Annotated in this window: 17 protein-coding genes; 7 read left to right on the top strand and 10 right to left on the bottom strand. The window is 69.8% G+C overall.

From position 1 onward, the window contains the following. The first annotated feature begins 22 nt into the window (after nt 1-22). Nucleotides 23-454 carry a PGDYG domain-containing protein gene (locus U5A56_RS34475; protein WP_044848244.1) on the top strand — a complete coding sequence of 144 codons (432 nt, stop codon included), beginning with the start codon at nt 23-25 and terminating at the stop codon, nt 452-454. Between the two features lie 60 nt (nt 455-514). Here U5A56_RS34475 and U5A56_RS34470 read toward each other — a convergent pair whose 3' ends face one another. The 8 genes from U5A56_RS34470 to U5A56_RS34435 all read right to left on the bottom strand — a co-directional run bounded on the left by U5A56_RS34470 (nt 515) and on the right by U5A56_RS34435 (nt 8,358). Beyond that, nucleotides 515-877 (bottom strand): DUF3022 domain-containing protein, encoded by a 363-nt coding sequence (locus U5A56_RS34470; protein WP_044848245.1) that lies wholly within the window; start codon nt 875-877, stop codon nt 515-517. A 13-nt stretch (nt 878-890) separates the two neighbouring features. Further along, a complete protein-coding gene (locus tag U5A56_RS34465) occupies nt 891-1,679 on the bottom strand; it encodes a YhfC family intramembrane metalloprotease (RefSeq protein ID WP_321927013.1) in 789 nt (262 codons plus the stop codon). A 54-nt stretch (nt 1,680-1,733) separates the two neighbouring features. Continuing rightward, nucleotides 1,734-2,777 (bottom strand): LacI family DNA-binding transcriptional regulator, encoded by a 1,044-nt coding sequence (locus U5A56_RS34460; RefSeq protein ID WP_124485442.1) that lies wholly within the window; start codon nt 2,775-2,777, stop codon nt 1,734-1,736. Nucleotides 2,778-3,099: 322 nt separating this feature from the next. After that, a complete protein-coding gene (locus U5A56_RS34455) occupies nt 3,100-4,065 on the bottom strand; it encodes an NAD(P)-dependent oxidoreductase (RefSeq protein WP_044848268.1) in 966 nt (321 codons plus the stop codon). A gap of 5 nt (nt 4,066-4,070) precedes the next feature. Then, nucleotides 4,071-5,351: an MFS transporter gene (locus tag U5A56_RS34450; protein ID WP_044848248.1), complete on the bottom strand. Its 1,281-nt coding sequence runs from the start codon at nt 5,349-5,351 to the stop codon at nt 4,071-4,073. Nucleotides 5,352-5,516: 165 nt separating this feature from the next. Next, nucleotides 5,517-6,509: a sugar kinase gene (locus tag U5A56_RS34445; RefSeq protein ID WP_321927010.1), complete on the bottom strand. Its 993-nt coding sequence runs from the start codon at nt 6,507-6,509 to the stop codon at nt 5,517-5,519. Between the two features lie 28 nt (nt 6,510-6,537). Then, on the bottom strand, nt 6,538-7,302 hold the full coding sequence (locus U5A56_RS34440; protein WP_321927008.1) for a sugar phosphate isomerase/epimerase: 765 nt from the start codon (nt 7,300-7,302) through the stop codon (nt 6,538-6,540). Nucleotides 7,303-7,464: 162 nt separating this feature from the next. Then, nucleotides 7,465-8,358: a LysR family transcriptional regulator gene (locus U5A56_RS34435; RefSeq protein ID WP_321812178.1), complete on the bottom strand. Its 894-nt coding sequence runs from the start codon at nt 8,356-8,358 to the stop codon at nt 7,465-7,467. Nucleotides 8,359-8,469: 111 nt separating this feature from the next. Between U5A56_RS34435 and U5A56_RS34430 the strand changes: the two genes are divergently transcribed. Next, on the top strand, nt 8,470-9,546 hold the full coding sequence (locus tag U5A56_RS34430; protein ID WP_321927006.1) for a YeiH family protein: 1,077 nt from the start codon (nt 8,470-8,472) through the stop codon (nt 9,544-9,546). A gap of 115 nt (nt 9,547-9,661) precedes the next feature. Then, entirely contained in the window at nt 9,662-11,395 is a 1,734-nt protein-coding gene (locus U5A56_RS34425) for a ClcB-like voltage-gated chloride channel protein (RefSeq protein ID WP_321812180.1), read from the top strand. Nucleotides 11,396-11,501: 106 nt separating this feature from the next. On the opposite strand, the gene U5A56_RS34420 is transcribed toward U5A56_RS34425, so the two are convergent. Beyond that, nucleotides 11,502-12,122, bottom strand: coding sequence for a TetR/AcrR family transcriptional regulator (locus tag U5A56_RS34420; RefSeq protein ID WP_321927005.1), 621 nt, complete (start codon nt 12,120-12,122; stop codon nt 11,502-11,504). 191 nt (nt 12,123-12,313) lie between these two features. Between U5A56_RS34420 and U5A56_RS34415 the strand changes: the two genes are divergently transcribed. The 4 genes from U5A56_RS34415 to U5A56_RS34400 all read left to right on the top strand — a co-directional run bounded on the left by U5A56_RS34415 (nt 12,314) and on the right by U5A56_RS34400 (nt 19,336). Continuing rightward, nucleotides 12,314-13,423, top strand: a complete 1,110-nt coding sequence (locus U5A56_RS34415; RefSeq protein WP_321927004.1) for an efflux RND transporter periplasmic adaptor subunit — start codon at nt 12,314-12,316, stop codon at nt 13,421-13,423. Next, nucleotides 13,420-16,569, top strand: coding sequence for an efflux RND transporter permease subunit (locus tag U5A56_RS34410; RefSeq protein ID WP_321927002.1), 3,150 nt, complete (start codon nt 13,420-13,422; stop codon nt 16,567-16,569). The genes U5A56_RS34415 and U5A56_RS34410 overlap by 4 nt, the downstream gene beginning before the upstream one ends. Nucleotides 16,570-16,571: 2 nt before the next feature. After that, nucleotides 16,572-18,179: an efflux transporter outer membrane subunit gene (locus U5A56_RS34405; RefSeq protein WP_321927000.1), complete on the top strand. Its 1,608-nt coding sequence runs from the start codon at nt 16,572-16,574 to the stop codon at nt 18,177-18,179. A 128-nt stretch (nt 18,180-18,307) separates the two neighbouring features. Beyond that, complete coding sequence (locus U5A56_RS34400; RefSeq protein ID WP_321926999.1) at nt 18,308-19,336, top strand: MerR family transcriptional regulator; 1,029 nt, start codon at nt 18,308-18,310, stop codon at nt 19,334-19,336. A 55-nt stretch (nt 19,337-19,391) separates the two neighbouring features. On the opposite strand, the gene U5A56_RS34395 is transcribed toward U5A56_RS34400, so the two are convergent. After that, the gene (locus U5A56_RS34395) at nt 19,392-20,789 is read right to left on the bottom strand and encodes a sigma-54 interaction domain-containing protein (protein WP_321926997.1); all 1,398 of its coding nucleotides are present in this window, start codon (nt 20,787-20,789) and stop codon (nt 19,392-19,394) included. Between the last annotated feature and the right edge of the window lie 69 nt (nt 20,790-20,858).

Here is a 20,858-nt window from a genome sequence, read left to right as displayed (position 1 = left end):
TTTCCCGCACTTCCCCCCTGCCATGCTCGAACTCAAGCACCTCGATCTGCGTACCGACCCGCAGGCCCGTCGCGTCGTGAAGGATGAAACCGTCACGGTCGCATTCGCGGATGACGACGGCGAACTGATGAGCCTCGAAGGCCCGAACCGCTATGTCGCGGGCGACGCGCTGATCACCGGCTCGACCGGCGACCGTTGGGTCGTGTCGCGCGCGCGCTTCGACGCGAAGTACCTGCCCGCCGATCCGGCGCTCGCGCACGGCGCGCCGGGCGCCTACCGGAACCGGCCGGCCGTCGTGCTCGCCCGCCGCATGGACGAGCCGTTCACGATCGCCCGCTCGGAAAACGGCGACACGCTGCGCGGCATGGCCGGCGACTGGGTCATGCAATATGCACCCGGCGACTATGGCGTCGTGCAGGCGCAGCGCTTCGCGCAGGTTTATCGCGACGCGTAAACGCGCGTCGCGTGACACGCGCCGCGCCGGCATCGTGCCGGCGCGCGCCGGCGTCGCCGCTCACGCAAAGTCTTCGTCGAGTTCGAGTTCCGCGGTGCGCTCGACGGCTTCACCCGCCGCGTGCCGCTCCTCGAGCGAGCCCAGCATCGCTTCCGTGTACGCATGCAGCACCGCGTGGCTGCGGGCGCGCTGCATCGGCCTGAGCGCCAGATAGCGCGCCAGCGCGGCCGGCACGATGCGGATATCGAGCGTCATCCGTTTCGGCGTCGAACCGAAACGCATCGCGAGCCACTGCACGGACAGGAAGCGCCCGCGTTCGTCGCTGCTTTCGGCAAAACGCGTCTGCTCCGGAAAGAGATCGCAGATCACGCGCGCGAGCGCGTCGAATTCGGCGCTTGCGCATTCGATCAGATAGTCGTCCATTCCGCCTCTCCCGTCAGGCCGCCGCACGCGGCGACCGGCACGCCTTCACCAGCACGGCGACCAGGATCGCGGCCAGCACGAAATACACGGCCTCGAGCGATCCGGCCGGCAGCACGCGCACCTGGTACAGCAACGCCGGTACGGCCGCCAGCGCATGCAGCACGATCGCGAGCGGCAGTACGCCCGCGCGGCCGGCACGCACGCCGCGCCAGACCAGCACCGACAGCGCGAGCTGCACCGCGAACGCCGCGCAGCGCTCGATCAGCAACAGCAAGATCGACTGTGCCGACAGCGTCGCCAGCATCACGTGCAGCCGCACGACGGTATCGCCCGGCAGGTCCGCGAGCTGCGTCTCGAGCTGCCCGCGGCTCGCGAGCCACGCGAGATACGACCACTGGCCCCAGACGAGCACGCCGACGAACCAGGCTTCGGCACCGGCATGGCCGATCCCGTAGCCGATGCCGCGCCCGTCGCCGGCCGACGCGCCGTAGCGGCGGTTCAGGAACCGGAACCCGAGATAACGGCCGACTTCCTCGAACACGGCGGTCGCGAGCGCGCTGTACGCGACGAATGCGAGCGGCTGCGTGAGCCAGCCTCCGGCGGGCGTCTGGCTCAGCACGAGGCCATGGAATGCGCGTTCGACGATCATCGCGAACAGCGTGAAGACGGCGACGCCGACGATCGTGTCGCGGCGGTCGAGCGCAAGCGGCTTGCGCAGGGTACGGAAGAGAACGAACGGCAGTAGCGCGATGATCAGCGTGGCGGCGATCAGCACCGCCAGCGTGACGGGAGCGACAGTCATGAATTTCCTTGTTCGGGGCAGCGCACCTGACGCGCCGCGTGCCCCGCATGATACTCAGCTTGCGGTCGACGCGCGCGCGATCAGCTCGCCCGGCAGCATCGCGACGCGCACGTCGCCGACCGCGCCGTCGATGCGCTCGTGCACGAATTCGACGGCCTTGTAGCCGATCTCGTAGGTCGGCTGACGGATCGTCGTGATGCCGATCAGCTCGGCCCACTCCGGATCGTCGATCGACAGCAGCGCGGCCTTTTCCTGCCATGCGGCGCCGAAGCGGGCGCGCAGGTGGCGCGCGATCGCGAGCGCGACCGGCGCGTTCGCGGCGAACAGCGCCGCCCGCACGCCGCGCTGCGTGGCCGCGTCGACACGCGCGTCGAGGTCGGCGAGCGCCACGGCGGCCGCGGCCGGCTCGTTCAGGTCGAGCACGACCGTCGGCGGCACCGGCAGCCCGCGCGCCTCGAGCGCCGCGCGGAACGCGGCCTCGCGCAGGCGCCGCGAGCTGACGCGCTCGAACGGCTGCACGACGAAATGAATCGCATCGAAGCCGCGCGCGATCAGGTGCGCGAGCGCCGTCTCGATCGCATCGGTGTTGTCGAGCCCGATCAGGTCCGCCTCGAAGCCCTCGACCGTCCGGTCGACGAGCACGGCCGGGATGCCGCCGCCGCGCAGCGGGCGCAGCACGTCTTCCTCGGCGCCGAGCGCATTGACGATCAGCCCTTCGACCCGGTAGGTCGTGAGCAGCTGCAGGAAGCGCCGCTCCATCTCGACTTCATTCGCCGCGTGGCAGATGAGCGGCATGTAGCCGAGCGCGTGGCACGCGGCCTCGACGCCCAGCAGCACTTCGACGGTATAGGGATTGGTCAGGTCGGCCGCGAGCATGCCGAGCAGCCGGTTGCGGCCGCGCTTCAACCCGCGCGCCATCTGGTTCGGCCGGTAGTTCAGGCGCGCGATCGCCGTCTCGATCCGCTGGCGCAGATCGGCGGACAGCACGTGCGTCTCGCCGTTCAGATAGCGCGAAACGCTGGTCTTGCCCGTGCCGGCTTCGCGTGCGACGTCGCTGATCGTCGCCGGACGCTGCGTGGAAGGTTGCGAATCGCTCAAGTCGTGCCTCGCGACGTACGATCCGCGCCGCTTCGTGTGCGGACGGACCTTTGTTGTTGGATACGAACGCCCCCCGGCGCACGCCGCCGCTCCCCTGCTTCGCGGTCGATCGAAGCCGGCGCGTTCGCGCCCGCTCCGCTCGCCCGACACGCACGGCGATCGGCCGCACCGGGCTGGCACGGATGCCCGTCGCCGGACGCCGCCGGCCGCGTGGCCGGGTCGTCGATGCGCGACGAGCGGGCGATCATAACGCAGCCTGCCCTCCCGCACCAAGACCATCGACTCTAACGGCAGCGGCGGCCCGCCGGCCGGCCGCCGCCGCTCAGACGCGCGCGAGCGCGTCCGGATTGACGAGATTCGTGCGCAGCGTGCCGGCCAGCGCGCCGACCAGGTTTTCCGCGGCGCAGCGCGCCATCGCATGGCGCGTCTCGTGCGTCGCCGAGCCGATATGCGGCAGCGCGACGACGTTGCTCATCCGCAGCAGCGGCGAGTCCGCCGCCAGCGGCTCCTTCTCGAAGACGTCGAGCCCCGCGCCGCGGATCGTGCCGGCCCGCAGCGCGTCGATCAGCGCAGCCTCGTCGACCACCGGCCCGCGCGACGCGTTGATCAGGATCGCGCCGCGCTTCATCTTCGCGAATTCGGCCGCGCCGATCAGGTGATGCGTTTGCGGCGACAGCGGCACCTGCAGGCACACGAAGTCCGACTGCGCGAGCAACTCGTCGAGCGTCACGCGGCGGGCGCCGTACTGCGTCTCGGCTTCGGCGTGCGCGGCACGGTTCGTGTACAGCACCTGCATCCGGAAGCCGAGCGCCGCGCGGCGCGCGACCGCGCCGCCGATCCGCCCGAGCCCGACGATGCCGAGCGTCTTGCCCTGCACGTCGGTGCCGTACAGATCGGGGCCGATGCTGCGCTGCCAGTGGCCGGCCTTCACCCACTCCGCCAGTTCGACCACCCGCCGCGCGGACGCGAGGATCAACGAGAACACGGTATCGGCGGTCGATTCGGTCAGCACGTCGGGCGTATGCGCGAGCACGATCCCGCGCCGCGTGAGATCCGCGACGTCGAAGTTGTCGTAGCCGACCGAGATCGTCGACCAGGCCTTCAGCCGCGGCGCGCGATCGAGCATCTGCGGCGTGACCTTCAGGCTCGCGCCGATCGCGCCGTCCGCGTCGCCGAGGGCGTCGGCGAGCGCGTCGGCGCCGTCGGCCTGCACGAGCTCCGCATGCTCGCGCAGGTACGCGAGCACGTCATCGGGCAGCGGCTTGTACGCGACGATACGAGGCTTCATCGTTTTCATTTTCCTTGCAGCGGCGTCGCGAGCGGGTGCGCATCGCGCGCCTGGGGTTTGACGGACAGCGTGAGGATCACCGCGGCGACGAGCGCGACGCTCATGAACGCATACGATGCGACGGGCGACCCGGTCGCCCCGTTCAGGTAGCCGACGAAATACGAGCCGACGAACGAGCCGAGCGCGCCCATGCTGTTGATCAGCGCCATCGCGCCGCCGGCGACGTTCCTCGGCAGCAGTTCCGGCACGATCGCGAAGAACGGGCCGTACGGCGCGTACATCGCTGCGCCCGCGACGACCAGCAGCGCATACGAGATCCAGAAATGCGACGAGCCGAGCGCATACGACGCGGCGAACGCGGCCGCGCCGACCAGCAGGAACGGCCACACGAAGCCGCGGCGCGAGCCGACCTTGTCGGACGCCCACGACGCGACCAGCATCGCGATCGTCGCCGCGAGGTACGGCAGCGCCGACAGCCAGCCGGTCGCAACCATCCCGAGCTCGGAGCCGTTCTTGACGATCGACGGCAGCCACAGCACGAAGCCGTACACGCCGATGCTCCAGCAGAAATACTGCGCGCACAGCTTGATCACGGCCGGCGAGCGGAACGCCTCGCCGTAGTTGCGCACGGGCTTGATCGCCGCCTGTTCGGCCGCGAGCGCGGCGTCGAGGTCGCGCTTTTCCTGCGCGGTGAGCCACGGCGAATCGGCCGGCTTGTCCTGCACGAGGAACCACCAGCATACGGCCCAGATGATGGCCGGCACGCCTTCGGCGATGAACATGTGGCGCCAGCCGAATTCGTGCACGAGATAGCCCGACACGATCGACATCCACAGCACCGTGACCGGGTTGCCGAGGATCAGGAACGTGTTCGCGCGCGAGCGCTCGTTCTTCGTGAACCAGTTGCTGATGTAGATCAGCATCGCCGGCATCACCGCCGCCTCGACCACGCCGAGCACGAAGCGGATCGCCATCAGCGACGGAATGTTGGTGACCACCCCCGTGAGCGCCGCGCACGCGCCCCACAGCACGAGGCTGGCGAACACGAGCTTCTTGACGCTGCGGCGCTCCGCATAGATCGCGCCCGGAATCTGGAAGAAGAAGTAGCCGAGGAAGAACAGCGCGCCGATCAGCGACGACAGGCCCTTGCTGATCCCGAGGTCCTGGTTGATGCCGGCGGCTGCAGCGAACCCGTAGTTCGCGCGGTCGAGGTAAGCGAGGCTGTAGGTGATGAACACGATCGGCATGATCGTCCACCAGCGTCGTGCTGCGAGATTGGCTGCCATCAGAGTGTCTCCTTGGGTGATCGGAGTGGGCGGGTCAAGCGCCCGGCTCCGCTCCCGTCCTTTCGGGAATCGACCGGCGTCGGCGCGATGGCGCCTGCTCCGGCCTCATGCAAAACCGTGCACGAAGCACGAATTGGGTCCGCGGATTGTGCCGTGTCCGGCCTCTCATTGCGCGGTGACGGTTTCCTCTAGGCGATCGGCGCGATTGCTGACGTTTTCGAGCCGATCGAGCGCCGCGCGGGTCGGCAAGCCTTCCGAATCGCCGATCACCTGGATCGCGAGCGCCCCGATGTGATTGCCGCGCGCGACCGCCTGCTCGACGGAGCGGCCTTCCAGCAGCGCGCTGACCACGCCGACCGCGAAGCCGTCGCCGGCGCCGACCGTGTCGACCACGTTCGCGACACGCTCGCCCGCCACCGTGCCCTCGCGGCCGTCGGCCGTGCGGAAGTACGCGCCGTCGGCGCCCAGCTTGATCACCACGCCGCGCGCGCCCTGTGCCAGGTAGAAGCCCGCGATGTCGGCCGGCATGTCGTGCCCGGTGAGCTGCTGCCCTTCGGCCAAGCCCGGCAGCACCCAGTCGGCGAGCGACGCGAGCGCGTTCAGCGTCTTCGCCATCACGTCGGCGGACGGCCACAGCGTCGGGCGCAGGTTCGGATCGAACGAGATCGTCTTGCCGGTCGCACGCATCTCGTGCGCCAGCCGGAACGCAAGCTCGCACGACGTCGCGGAGATCGCAGGTGCGACACCCGTCAAATGCAGGTGCCGTGCGCCGAGCACGTAGTCGGCCACGTAGTCGTCGCACGACAGGTGGCTCGCGGCCGAGCCCTTGCGGAAATATTCGACGGTCGGGTCGCTGCCGTCGTCGTTGCGCGACTTCAGCTGGAAGCCGGTCGGATAGCGCGGATCGACGGTCACGCACGACGCGTCGATGCCTTCGCGCGCGAGCGTGTCGAGCACGTAGCCGCCGAACGAATCGCGGCCCACCCGGCTCATCCAGCCGACCCGGAAGCCGAGCCGCGACAGGCCGATCGCGACATTCAGGTCCGCGCCCGCGATCCGTTTCGTGAATTGCGCGGCGTGCGCGAGGTGGCCGGGCTCGGCGGCGACGAACATCGCCATCGCCTCGCCGTAGGTCACGACATCGAGTGCTGCCTTCATGAGTGCATTCCTCCGTATCCTTCGAGCGTCACGCGGCGGCGAGCCACGCGACGCGCCGGCCGGCATCGCCCGCCAGGTCGGCCGCATCGAACGGGAATTCGATGCCGCGCGGCGCCGCTTGCGGCAGGGCCGCGAGCACGCCAGTCACGAGCGTGTCGCCCGGCGCCGGCGCCACCGCGAAACGGCGCGCGCCCTCGCCAGCGACTGCCTTGCAATGAATGTATTCCACATGCGGCGCGAGTGCGTGCGCGCACGCGAGCGGCGCTTCGCCCGGCCACTGCCAGTTGCCGATGTCGAACGTCATGCCGAGCGCGTCGGGCGCGCCTGCCTCGGCCAGCGCCGCGAACAGACCGCTGAATTGCACGAGCGCGCCGCCCACCGGCAACTGCCCGTTCTCGACCACCACGCGGGCACGCGCGCCGCGCGACAGCGCGACGATCTCGGCCGCGTGCGCGTCGCCGGCGAAGCCGCCGAGCTGGAACTTGACGAAGCGCGCGCCGAGCGCGTCGGCTTCGACGAGCGTGTCGCGCAGCGCGTCGGCGTCGAGCGCGCCGGTTTCCGTGTACAGCGTGGCCGGCGTCGAATAGACCGACCACAGCCCGTGCGCGGCGAGTGCCGTGCCGAGCTCGGCCAGCGCGCCGGGCGTCGCGTCGTCGTCCGATGCGAACAGTTCGCGCCGCACCTCGAAGCCGGTCGCGCCGGATGCCGCCGCGGTCGCGATGAATGCACGGTGGCCCTCCTGACGCACGCGGTCCATCCCGAATGCGCTCGCCACGATCACGATGTCTGCCATGTCTGCCCTTTTTTCTCCGGAATGGAACCGGTTCCATTTGCTTGAGACGGATGGTGCGCTTCGCCCCGGACGCACGCCATAGAGGAAATCCCTAAGGACGGCCGCCGCACGAGCGTGCGCGGGCGGACGGGCATCCGGCGCTCCAGGACCGGCTTCGGACGCCTACCCGGCGTCGTGCGCGAGGCTCGTTTCGAGGAACTGGGCGGCCACGCGCGACGGCGCCGCGCCGTGCGGCACCAGGATCGAGAAATGACGCGTGAGCGGCGCGGGGGCGAGCGAGCGCGGCACGAGCGCCGCCCCCTCGTGACGCAGCGACATCGCGGACACGAAGCCGACGCCCATCCCCGCGCGCACGGCCTCCTTCACGGCCTCGACACCGGCGATCTCGAACGCGACACGCATCGGCGCGCCGCCGTGCGCGAACGCGCGTTCCACGAGTTGCCGCACGCCGGAGCCCTCCTCGCGCAGCACGAGCGGATACGCGGCGAGTGCCTCGAGCGTGACGCCGGCTGCGTACTCGGGCGCGGCGAGCGCATGCCCGGCCGGCACGACCGCGACGATCTCGTCCTCGTGCCAGGCGTGCACGGCGGTGCCGGGCGGCAGCGCCTCGCCGGGCGGCCCTTCGATCATCGCAATGTCGAGCGATGCCAGCGCGGCGACCACGTCGGCCGTGTTGCCGCTCATCGTGTGGATCGCCACCCGCGGCACGCGCGGCTGGAACGCCGCGATCAGGTAAGGCAGCAGGTAGCTGGCCGGCGTCGTGCTCGCGCCGATCCGCAGCGTGCCGGCGTCGAGCCCGCGCACCGCGTCGCGAAACGCGCGCGCCTGCGCGAACGTGTCGCGCTGGGCCTTCGCGTACTGCGCGAGCTGCTCGCCGACCGGCGTCAGGCGGATGCCGCGGCCGTCACGCTGGTACAGCGGCTCGCCGAACTCGTCCTGCAGCAGGCGCAGCTGGCCCGACACGGCCGGCTGCGACAGATGCAGCGCCACGGCAGCGCGGCTGATGTTCAGATGTTCGGCGACGGCCGCGAACGTTATCAGTTGATCCGGGGTCATGAGGATGAATTATCGGCTTCCCGGATAGTTTACGTCACAAATCACAATTTTTCATATCGATATAACCAAATTAGGATTAGACCATCGCAACCTGCTTGATCACGGTGCCCCATGTCCACTGCTCCGACTCCCCATCTAAGCCACGCCGCGCCGTCGCTGCGCGGCCAGTTGAACGGCGTGCTGTTCGTCGCGCTGTTCGCCGCCGCCGTCACCAGCCTGTCGCAACTGCCGGCAGTCGCCGGGCTCGGCCTGTCGCCGCTGATCGTCGGCATCGTCGCCGGTGCGCTGTACGGCAACGCGCTGCGCGACGGCATGCCCGCGAGCTGGGCGGCCGGCGTCAACTTTTCCGCGCGCAAGCTGCTGCGCATCGCGGTCGCGTTCTTCGGCCTGCGCGTGAGCCTGCAGGAAATCGCGCAGGTCGGCCTGCCGGGCCTGACGGTGTCGGTGCTGATCGTCGTCAGCACACTTGCGATCGGCACCTGGGTCGGCATGAAGGTGATGAAGCTCGATCGCGACGCGGCGCTCCTGACCGCCGCCGGCAGTGCGATCTGCGGTGCGGCCGCCGTGCTCGCGTTCGAGTCGACGCTGCAGTCGAAGCCGCACCAGAGCGCGATGGCCGTGGGCAGCGTGGTGCTGTTCGGCACGCTGTCGATGTTCCTGTATCCGTTCGCGTATCACGCCGGCCTGCTCAACCTCGATCCGACCGGCCTCGGCCTGTTCTTCGGCGGCACGATCCACGAGGTCGCGCAGGTGGTCGGCGCGGCGAGCGACATCAGTCCGGAGGTCACGCGCGTCGCGACCATCGTGAAGATGACCCGCGTGATGCTTCTGGTGCCGGTGCTGCTCACGCTCGGCTGGTGGCTCGCCCGCTCCGCGCGCTCGGCCGATGCGACCGCTGAAGGCGCGCAAGGCAAGCGCAAGGTGGCGGTGCCGTGGTTCGCGCTCGGCTTCCTCGGCTTCGTGATCGTCAATTCGCTGAACGTGCTGCCCGCCGACGTCACGCACACGCTGAACCTGCTCGACACCTTCGCGCTGACGATGGCGATGACCGCGCTCGGCATCGAGACCCGCGTGTCGCAGATCCGCGAGGCCGGCCCGCGCGCCTTGACCACCGGCCTGATCCTGTACGTGTGGCTGATCGCCGGCGGCTACGCGATCACCTGGGCGGTACAGCACTGGCTTGGCTGAGCCGCGCAGCCACGCCGCGACACGCGCCGCGCCCGACGGGAAGGTCCCGCGGGCGCGGCGCAGTGCTATGCTTCGCGTCGTTTTCCTTCGTTCTCTTCATCACCCTCTTTCAGCCGTGCTCTCGTTCCTGCTGAAGCTGCGCACTCGCGCCCAGACGCTGTTCCGCCTGTCGGACGCCCATACGATGCTGATCTGGTCGGCCGTCGTCGGCGTCGGCGGCGCCTTCGCCACCATGGCGTTCCGCGAAGGCATCGACCTGATGCAGCGCCTGATCTCGGGGCACAGCGGCAGCTTCGTGGAGATGGCGAAAAGCCTGCCTTGGTACGTGCGCTTCTGGATGCCGGCCGCGGGCGGCTTCCTCGCCGGCTGCGTGCTGTTGCTCGCGACGCGCGGCGACCGAAAATCCGGCAACATCGACTACATGGAAGCCGTCGCGCTCGGCGACGGCGTCGTGCCGGTGCGGCAGAGCCTGTGGCGCAGCGTGTCGTCGCTGCTGACGATCGGCAGCGGCGGCTCGATCGGCCGCGAAGGCCCGATGGTGCAGCTCGCGGCGCTCGCCGCGTCGCTGGTCGGCCGCTTCGTGCACTTCGACCCGCCGCGCCTGCGCCTGCTCGTCGCGTGCGGCGCCGCGGCCGGGATCACGTCCGCGTACAACGCGCCGATCGCCGGCGCGTTCTTCGTCTCCGAAATCGTGCTCGGCACGATCGCGATGGAGAGCTTCGGGCCGATGGTCGTCGCGTCCGTCGTCGCGAACATCGTGATGCGGGAATTCGCCGGCTACCGGCCGCCGTACGAGATGCCGGTGTTCCCGGCCGTGACGGGCGCCGAAGTGCTGCTGTTCGTCGTGCTCGGCACGCTGTGCGGCGTGCTCGCGCCGCAGTTCCTGCACCTGCTCGATGCGTCCAAGAACCAGTTCAAGCGGCTGCCCGTGCCGCTGCCGGTGCGGCTCGCGCTCGGCGGCCTCGTGGTCGGCGTGATCTCGGTGTGGATTCCGGACGTGTGGGGCAACGGCTACAGCGTCGTGAACCACATCCTGCATGCGCCGTGGACCTGGCAGGCGCTGGTCGCGGTGCTGGCGTTCAAGGTGATCGCGACCGCGGCGACCGCAGGCTCCGGCGCGGTCGGCGGCGTGTTTACGCCGACGCTGTTCGTCGGCGCCGTGTTCGGTTCGCTGTTCGGGCTCGCGATGCACGCGCTGTGGCCCGGCCACACGTCCGCGTACTTCGCGTATGCGATGGTCGGGATGGGCGCGTTCCTGGCCGGCGCCACGCAGGCGCCGCTGATGGCGATCCTGATGATCTTCGAGATGACGCTGAGCTACCAGGTCGTGCTGCCGCTGCTGGTGTCGTGCGTGTTCGCGTATTTCGTCGCGCGCGCGACCGGCACGACGTCGATGTACGAGATCACGCTGCACCATCACCAGGACGCACAGGAACGGCTGCGGCTGCGCACCACCCAGATGCGCGAGCTGATCCAGCCCGCGCAGACGATCGTGCCGCTCACCGCGAGCGTCGCCGACATGACGCGCGTGTTTCTCGAATACCCGGTGAAGTATCTGTACGTGACCGACGACGCCGGGCGCTTCCGCGGCGCGGTCGCGCTGAAGGACATCACGTCCGACCTGCTCGACAAGCGCGACACGACCGACAAGACGGCCGCGCACTACACGCATACGCCGTTTCCGCTGCTCACGCCCGACATGCCGCTCGCGACCGCGCTCGAACGCTTCATGGCGTTCCAGGGCGAACGGCTGCCGGTGATCGAAAGCGAAGCCGAGCCGACGCTCGCGGGCGTCGTCTACAAGACGTCGCTGCTCGACGCGTACCGGCGGATGACCGGCGAGCGGTGACGGCGCCGGTGCGCGACGCCCGATGTGGCGTCGTGGCCTTGTCGGTCGCCGCACCGGCGCACCATCCGTAGGCCGCGCCCGCTTCTCCGTCCGCCCGCCCGGCCGTTCAGTCCGGCGCGCGCCCCAGCACGACCCGTGCGAAGAACCCCGCGAGCACCGATTCAGCCACGTCGGCCGACACGTGCTGCGGGTCGGCCGTGTAGTACGACTGCACGCCGTCGCACAGGCACATCAATCCGAACGCGAGCGTGTCGGCCGGCAGCAGCAGCGGCGTGCCCGCGCGCTCGGCGAAGCGCTGGATGAATTCGGCCATCTGCAGCCGCTTGCCGTGCAGGAACTGGTTGAAGCGCACGCGGAACTTCGCGTCGCGCGCCGCCTGCAGTTTCGCCTCGCCCCACAGCAGCGAATATTCGTCGTCGCGAAACAGCGTCCGGTAGTACGCGAGCGCCATCGACTCCATCTGCTCGCGCGACCCGCCTATCTCGAAGATCGCCTCGAAATCGGCCCGCACCGAATCGTGGTCGCGCTCGAGCAATTCGAGCAGCAGTTCCGACTTGCTGCGGAAGTTCGAGTAGAACGCGCCGCGCGTGTAGCCGGCCGCCGCGGCGATGTCCTCGACGCTCGCCGCGACAAAGCCTTTCTTCATAAAAATGCGGTGCGCGGCAGTCAGCAGACGTTCGCGCGTCTGGTCCCTGCTCTGCTCGCGAGTTAAGCGCTGAGGTTTCATGGCGCGCAGTCTAGCACCAACTTCCTTTCAGATTCATTTTTGCATTCAGATACAGCACTGTATTAGAATCCACCGCAGTTTCCGAACGACCTCGTTCGGCTGTGTTCGTGTGCGCCGGACTGGCGCCACTCGGGGCAAGCGCCCGCCGCGCTTGCCGGCCTCGTTCCGCTCTCACCTCATCTGGGGGTTTCGTGAATCGCTCCGGTTCCCGCGCCGTGCTGCTGGTCGGCACCGCGCTCGTCCTCGCCGCCTGTCATCCGAAGGAAGCCGCGCCGCCCGCGCCGCGCCCGGTCGTCGCGCTGCCCGCGCGCGCCGACGGCGCCGCGGCCGCCGCCACGCTGCCCGGCGAGATCCAGCCACGTTATGCGACGCCGCTGTCGTTCCGCATCGCGGGCAAGATCGTCGAGCGCAAGGTGCGGCTCGGCGATACCGTCAAGGCCGGCCAGGTCGTCGCGCTGCTCGATCCGTCCGACGTCGAGAAGAACGCCGCGAGCGCGCAGGCGCAATTCGATGCCGCGTCGCACAGCCTCGCGTTCGCGAAGCAGCAGCGCGATCGCGATCGCGCGCAGGCGCGCGAGAACCTGATCGCAACGGCGCAGCTGGAGCAGACCGAGAACAGCTACACGTCCGCGCTCGCGCAGCGCGACCAAGCGCAGCAGCAGCTCGCGCTCGCGAAGAACCAGCTCCGCTATGCGACGCTCGTCGCCGATCACGCCGGCACCATTACCGCCGAGCAGGCCGACACCGGCCAGAACGTATCGGCCGGCCAGGCCGTCTACCAGCTCGCGTGGTCGGGCGACGTCGACGTCGTTAGCGACGTGCCCGAGGCCGCGCTCGCGTCGCTCGCGCCCGGTCACGCGGCGAGCGTCACGCTGCCGTCGCTGCCGGGTCGCCAGTTCGCCGCGAAGGTGCGCGAAATCGCGCCGGCCGCCGATCCGCAAAGCCGCACCTGGCGTGTGAAGCTCACGCTCGCCGCACCCGATCCGGCCGTGCGCCTCGGGATGACCGCGAACGTCGCGTTCGACGGCGCGCCGGTTGCCGGCAACGCGCCGAGCATCACGCTGCCCGCGACCGCGCTGTTCCACGACGGCCCGCATCCGGCCCTGTGGGTCGTGCGCGCGAAGGACGACACGCTCGAGCTGCGCCGCGTCGACGTCGCGCGCTTCAACGAACGCACCGTCACCGTGTCGAGCGGGCTGCAGCCGGGCGAGCGCGTCGTGCTGCAAGGCGTGCATACGGTCAGCGCGGGCGAGAAGGTGCGGCCGGTCGCCCCGCTGCACGCGGAGGACTTCGCGTCATGAGCAGCCCCCGCGAAGAAGGCCGCTTCAACCTGTCGGCATGGGCGCTGCGCCACCAGGCGCTGGTCGTCTACCTGATCGCGCTCGCGACGCTCGCGGGCATCCTCGCGTACACGCGGCTCGCGCAATCCGAAGACCCGCCGTTCACGTTCCGCGTGATGGTGATCCGCACGTTCTGGCCCGGCGCGAGCGCGCGGCAGGTGCAGGAACAGGTGACCGACCGGATCGGCCGCAAGCTGCAGGAAACGCCGGCCATCGACTTCCTGCGCAGCTATTCGCGGCCCGGCGAATCGCTGATCTTCTTCACGATGAAGGACTCGGCGCCCGTGCAGGACGTGCCCGAGACCTGGTACCAGATCCGCAAGAAGGTCGGCGACATCGGCCATACGCTGCCGCCCGGCGTGCAGGGCCCGTTCTTCAACGACGAGTTCGGCGACGTCTACACCAACATCTGGACGCTCGAAGGCGACGGCTTCACGCCCGCGCAGCTCCACGACTATGCGGACCAGTTGCGCACCGTGCTGCTGCGCGTGCCCGGCGTCGGCAAGGTCGACTATTTCGGCGATCCCGACCAGCGCATCTTCATCGAAGTGAACAATGCGCAGCTCACGCGCCTCGGCATCTCCCCTCAGCAACTCGGGCAGGCGATCAACGCGCAGAACGACATCTCGTCGGCCGGCGTGCTGACGACCGCCGACGACCGCGTATTCGTGCGGCCGAGCGGCCAGTTCGACAACGTCGCCACGATCGCCGACACGCTGATCCGCATCAACGGCCGCACGTTCCGGCTCGGCGATCTCGCCACCGTGAAGCGCGGCTACGACGATCCGGCCGTCACGCAGATGCGTGCGAACGGTCACGCCGTGCTCGGCATCGGCGTGACGATGCAGCCGGGCGGCGACGTGATCCGGCTCGGCAAGGCGCTCGACGCCGAATCGAAGGATCTGCAGGCGCGGCTGCCGGCCGGCCTCAAGCTGACGCTGGTGTCGAGCATGCCGCATGCGGTCGCGCATTCCGTCGACGACTTCCTCGAAGCCGTCGCCGAAGCGGTCGCGATCGTGCTGGTCGTGAGCCTCGTGTCGCTCGGCCTGCGCACCGGGATGGTCGTCGTGATCTCGATTCCGGTCGTGCTCTCCGTCACGGCCCTGTTCATGTACCTGTTCGACATCGGGCTGCACAAGGTGTCGCTCGGCACGCTCGTGCTCGCGCTCGGGCTGCTCGTCGACGACGCGATCATCGCGGTCGAGATGATGGCCGTGAAGCTCGAGCAGGGCTACAGCCGCGCGCGCGCCGCCGCGTTCGCGTACACGAGCACCGCGTTCCCGATGCTGACGGGCACGCTCGTCACCGTGTCGGGCTTCCTGCCGATCGCGCTCGCGAAATCGAGTACCGGCGAGTACACGCGCTCGATCTTCGAGGTGTCGGCGATCGCGCTGATCGCGTCGTGGTTCGCGGCCGTCGTGCTGATCCCGCTGCTGGGCTTCCACCTGCTGCCCGAACGCAAGAAGCACGCGCACGAAGCGCACCTGCCGGACGATCACGAGCACGACATCTACGACACGCGCTTCTACACGCGCTTGCGCGGCTGGATCGACTGGTGCATCGAGCGGCGCTTCGTCGTGCTGCTGATCACCGGCGCGCTGTTCGTGGTCGCGCTGGCGGGCTTCTCGCTCGTGCCGCAGCAATTCTTCCCGAGCTCCGATCGCCCCGAGCTGCTGATCGACCTGCGGCTGCCCGAAGGCGCGTCGTTCGCGGCGACGCTGCGCGAAACCGAACGCCTCGAGAAGGTGCTCGACAAGCGGCCCGAGATCGACCATTCGGTGAATTTCGTCGGCAGCGGCGCGCCGCGCTTCTACCTGCCGCTCGACCAGCAGCTGCAGTTGCCGAACTTCGCGCAGTTCGTCGTCACCGCGAAATCCGTCGAGGATCGCGAGAAGCTCGCGGCCTGGCTCGAGACCACGCTGCGCGACCGCTTCCCGGCCGTGCGCTGGCGCCTGTCGCGGCTCGAGAACGGGCCGCCCGTCGGCTACCCCGTGCAGTTCCGCGTGAGCGGCGACGACATCGCGACGGTGCGCGCGATCGCCGAGAAGGTCGCGGCGACGATGCGCGGCGACGCGCGCACGGTGAACGTGCAGTTCGACTGGGACGAGCCGGCCGAGCGCTCGGTGCGCTTCGAGCTCGACCAGAAGAAGGCGCGCGAGCTGAACGTCACGTCGCAGGACGTGTCGAGCTTCCTCGCGATGACGCTGTCCGGCACGACCGTCACGCAATACCGCGAACGCGACAAGCTGATCGCGGTCGACCTGCGTGCGCCGCGCGCCGATCGCGTCGATCCCGCGCAACTCGCGGGCCTCGCGATGCCGACGCCGAACGGCCCCGTGCCGCTCGGTTCGCTCGGCCGCTTCACGCCGACGCTCGAATACGGCGTCGTGTGGGAACGCGACCGCCAGCCGACCATCACCGTGCAGTCCGACGTCCGCGCCGGCGCACAGGGCATCGACGTCACGCATGCGATCGACGGCAAGCTGAATGCGTTGCGCGCGCAACTGCCGGTCGGCTACCAGATCAACATCGGCGGGTCGGTCGAGGAAAGTGCGAAGGCGCAGACGTCGATCAACGCGCAGATGCCGCTGATGGCGATCGCCGTGTTCACGCTGCTGATGGTCCAGCTGCAGAGTTTCTCGCGCGTGCTGATGGTCGTGCTGACCGCCCCGCTCGGCCTGATCGGCGTGGTCGGCACGCTGCTGCTGTTCGGCCAGCCGTTCGGCTTCGTCGCGATGCTCGGCGTGATCGCGATGTTCGGGATCATCATGCGCAACTCGGTGATTCTCGTCGACCAGATCGAGCAGGACATCGCGGCCGGCCACGGACGCTTCGACGCGATCGTCGGCGCGACCGTGCGGCGCTTCCGCCCGATCACGCTGACGGCCGCGGCCGCCGTGCTCGCGCTGATCCCGCTGTTGCGCTCGAACTTCTTCGGGCCGATGGCGACCGCGCTGATGGGCGGCATCACGAGCGCGACCGTGCTGACGCTGTTCTACCTGCCCGCGCTGTACGCCGCGTGGTTCCGCGTGAAGCGCGACGAACGCGACCCGCGCGACGCCCCGCCGCACGACGGCGGCACGCCTGCCGCGCCGTCGGGAGCCTGACCATGGAACTGTCGATGAACCTGAAAACGAAGGCCGCGCGGATGCTCGCGGCCGCGAGCCTCGCCGGCCCGCTCGCCGGCTGCGCATGGTTCGCGCCGAGCGGCGAGCCGCCCGCGATGCCGTCGCCCGCGCATTACGGCGCCGCGCCGCAAGTGCCGCAGACCGTCGCCGCGCAAGGCGTCGCGCAGCAGTTCGACGTCGGCGCGCAGCCCGTGCCCGACTGGTGGACGCAGTACCGCTCGGATGCGCTGAACGCACTCGTCGACGAAGGGCTGCGCAACAGCCCGACGCTCAGCGCCGCCGCGCACTCGCTGGATGCCGCGCGCGAGCAGTTGCGCGGGCAGATCGGCAGCTCGATGCTGCCGTCGATCGACGCCGGCGGCCAGGCCACGCGCCAGCGTGCGCTCGGCGTGCCGATCCCCGCGCTCGGCGCGCCGACGTTGCTGTACGACACGTTCGTCGGACAACTGCAGGCGAGCTATACGGTCGACCTGTTCGGCGTATCGCGCTTCGCGAACCGTGCACTCGCGAAACGCGTCGACGTCAGCGCGTTCCAGCTCGAATCGGCACGCCGGGCACTCGCCGCGAACATCGTCACCGCATCGATCACGGTGTCGGTGCTCGACGCGCAGATCGCCACGACCGAACGGCTCGTCGCGCTCGCGAACGACCAGGCGCACGACGCGCAACGCCGCTACGCGCTCGGCTCGGCGTCGCGCAGCGACGCACTGAACGCGCAGCAAAGCGCGGACACCTTCGCCGCGAGCCTGCCCGCGCTGCGCCAGCAGCTGGACTCGGCGCGCCATGCGCTGGCCGTGCTGGTCGGCCGCACGCCCGACCGGCCGCCCACCGATCTCACGCTCGCCGACCTGCACCTGCCGACGCAGGTGCCGGTGGTCGTGCCGTCGGACCTGCTGCAAAGCCGCCCCGACATCCAGGCCGCCGACGCGGGACTGAAGGCGGCCGCCGCCGAAGTCGGTCTCGCGACCGCGCAGCTGTTCCCGCAGCTGTCGCTGTCGGCCGCGATGGGCAAAGGCGGTTTCAGCTGGCCGGCGATGCTGTCGGGCGCCGGTTTGATCTGGAACGTCGGTGCGTCGCTGAGCCAGCCGCTGTTCCACGGCGGCGCGCTGCTCGCGCAGCGCCGTGCGGCGAAGGCGACCTACGAGGCCGCGGTCGACCAGTACAAGCAGACCGTGCTCGCCGCCTTCCAGAACGTCGCGGATTCGCTTGCCGCGCTCGAGCACGACGCTCAGGCGCTCGATGCGTCGTCGCGGGCCGCGCTGTCCGCGCGCGGCGCGTACGACGACGCGGCCGCCCGCGTGCGGCTCGGCGCGCTGCCGCCGTCGGCCGCGCGAGCAAGCGAGCTGCAGTACCGCAACGCGCGGCTCGACGAGATCCGCGCGACCGGCGCACGCTTCGCGGATACCGCGCGGCTCTATCAGGCGATGGGCACGCCGCCGGTCGACCCGGCCGGCAAAGCCGGCAAGGCTGAAAACGCTGAAAAGGCTGGAAAGGCCGACCCGGCCGGCGACATCGGCAACGCGGCTCGAATCGTCCCCACCGCCCAGGCGCGCGCGGCCACGCCCGACGCGCCGCCGTCACCGCAATGACCGCAATAGCGCGCCGTTTGCGTCGTGCGCGCGGGACCACCCCCCGCGCGCCGATCCGCGATCTTCCGCTTGACCCTCACGTAGCGTAACGTTCGAGACTCCAGTGTGCGCACCGAACGGAGGACATCATGCGGCTGAAAGTGGGAGAACTGGCGAAACGCAGCGGCCTGACCGTCCGCACGCTTCATCACTATCACGCGATCGGTCTCCTGACGCCTTCGGCGCGTGCCGACAACGGCTACCGGCTGTACGACCGCGACGACATCGCCCGGCTCCACCAGATCCAGGCCCTGCGTCGCTTCGGACTGTCGCTCGCCGAAATCGGCGACTACCTGAACCGGCCCGGCACCCCGCTCGTCGCGCTCGTCGCGAGGCAGATTGCGTCGCTCGACCACCAGCTCGCGCAGACCGCGCAGCTGCGCGAGCGGCTCGTGCACCTGCACGCGCAGCTCGCCGCGGGCACGGAGCCGGAGCTGGCCGATTGGCTCACCACACTGGAGTTGATGACCGTGTACGACAAATACTTTTCCGAGGAAGAACTCGCGCGCCTGCCGATGTATCGCAAGAGCCAGGCCGGCGATGCGGAATGGACGGCGCTCGTCGCCGACGTGCGTGCGCTGCACGACGCGGGCGTGCCGCCGGAGGACGAGCGCGCTCGCGCGCTTGCCGGCCGCTGGATGGCGTTGCTCGTGCGCGACACGAACAACGATCCGCGGCTGCTGGCGAAGCTCAACCTGATGCACGAGCGCGAACCGTCGATGCAGTCGAAACTCGGCATCTCGACCGTGCTGCGCGACTATGTGCTGCGCGCGTCCGCGGAAACGAAGATGCGGATCTTCGAGAAGTATCTCGCGCCGGACGAGATCCGCTTCATGCGGGCGCACTTCGGTGAACGCTCGATGGAATGGCCGCAACTGATGGGCGACGTGCGCGACGCGATCGATGCGGGCGCGCAGCCCGATTCGCCGGAAGGCCGCGCGCTCGCGCAACGCTGGCTCGACCTGTTCCGCAGCTACGCGGGCGACGACCCGGCCACGCACGCGAAATTCCGCATCGCGATGATGACCGAGCCGGCGCTGACGAACGACTCATGGGTCGACGACACGCTGCTCGGCTTCATGCGCGAGGCGATGGCGCAGCTTGCGCCGGCGCGTTGAGCGCATGACGGCCAGGCGGCGCGTGACCGTTGCGCGCGCCGCCCGCCACCTTCGCTCACCGGTCGCGCACCCCGAGCCCGAGCGCCTTCATCCGCCGGTACAGCGTGCGCTCGCTCATCCCGACGTGCTCGGCCAGTTGCTTGCGCGTACCGTCGAACGTGCCCGCAAGCCGCACGAGCTCCGCGTCCGACACGCCGCGCGCGTCCGCCGCACGCGCCGGTGGCGTCGCCGACGCCGCGACCAGCTCGGCCGGCAGATGCTCGACGCGAATCGTGCCGTCGTCCGCGAACAGGCACGCGCGCTCGAGCACGTTGCGCAGCTCGCGGATGTTGCCCGGCCATGCATACGCGTCGAGGCACGCGCGCGCGCGCTCGGTCAGCACGAACGGCCGGGCCGCGAACGGCCGCGCGCTCGCGTCGCCCGTGCCGGCGCGCGCGTTCGCGATGCGCCGCAGGATCGACTCGGCCAGCAGCGCGACGTCGCCACGCCGCTCGCGCAGCGCAGGCAGCGGAATCGGGAACGCGTTGATCCGGTAGTACAGGTCCTGGCGGAACCGGCCGTCGTCGATCATCTCGCGCAGCGGCTTGTGGGTCGCCGCGACGAGCCGGAAATCCGCGCGCAGCGCCTCGACGCCGCCGACGCGCCGGAACGTCCCCGACTCGATCAGCCGCAGCAGCTTCACCTGCATCGGCAGCGGCACGTCGCCGATCTCGTCGAGAAACAGCGTGCCGCCCTGCGCGGTCTCGACGAGGCCCGGCTTGCGCTGGTTCGCGCCGGTAAACGCGCCCTTCTCGTAGCCGAACAGTTCGCTCTCGAACAGCGTCTCGGCGATGCCCGAACAGTCGACCACCACGAACGGCCCCATCGCACGCTCGCTCGCCTCGTGCAGCGCCCGCGCGAACAGTTCCTTGCCGGTACCCGATTCGCCGAGCAGCAGCACGGGCAGCATCGACGGCGCGACGCGCTGCAGCGCGCCGAGCGCCGCATTGAACGCGTCGGCGCCGCCGACGAGCCCTTCCGCGCTCGGCTGCGCCGACGCGCTGCGCACCGTCGTCAGCCGCTCGACGTAGGCGATCACGTCGCCGCGCGCATCGAAGATCGGCCGCAACTCCACGTCGACGTGCTCGGGGCCGCGCGGCGTATGGTGAATGTGCAGCACGCGGTTCAGGCTGCGCGACTCGCGCGCCTGCTTCATCGGGCAATGCTCGCCCGCCTGGTCGCACGGCACGTCGTAATGATGCGAAACCTGGAAGCAGTGCCGGCCGACGTGCTCGACGCCCGCCACGCCGAACTGGCGCCGATACGCATCGTTCGCGGCGAGGATGCGGTAGTCGGGATCGACGACGATCATCGGCTGCGGATCCTGTTCCAGATACGCGACGAGCGCGCGCACGTCGGGCATGACGTCGCGCGACGGCGCGGGAACGATCGGAATGGTGTCGTGCGGATTCATCGGGAGGCTCGGAAACGGATGGGCGGACGGACTGCCAAGTGGGCTGCCAATTCTGCCACGACACTGCCA

This window comes from Burkholderia sp. BCC1998 (assembly GCF_905339875.1).
Classification (GTDB): Bacteria; Pseudomonadota; Gammaproteobacteria; order Burkholderiales; family Burkholderiaceae; genus Burkholderia.
The sequence above is the reverse complement of the archived record's forward strand: the minus strand, read 5'-3'. Positions and strand labels throughout refer to the sequence as shown.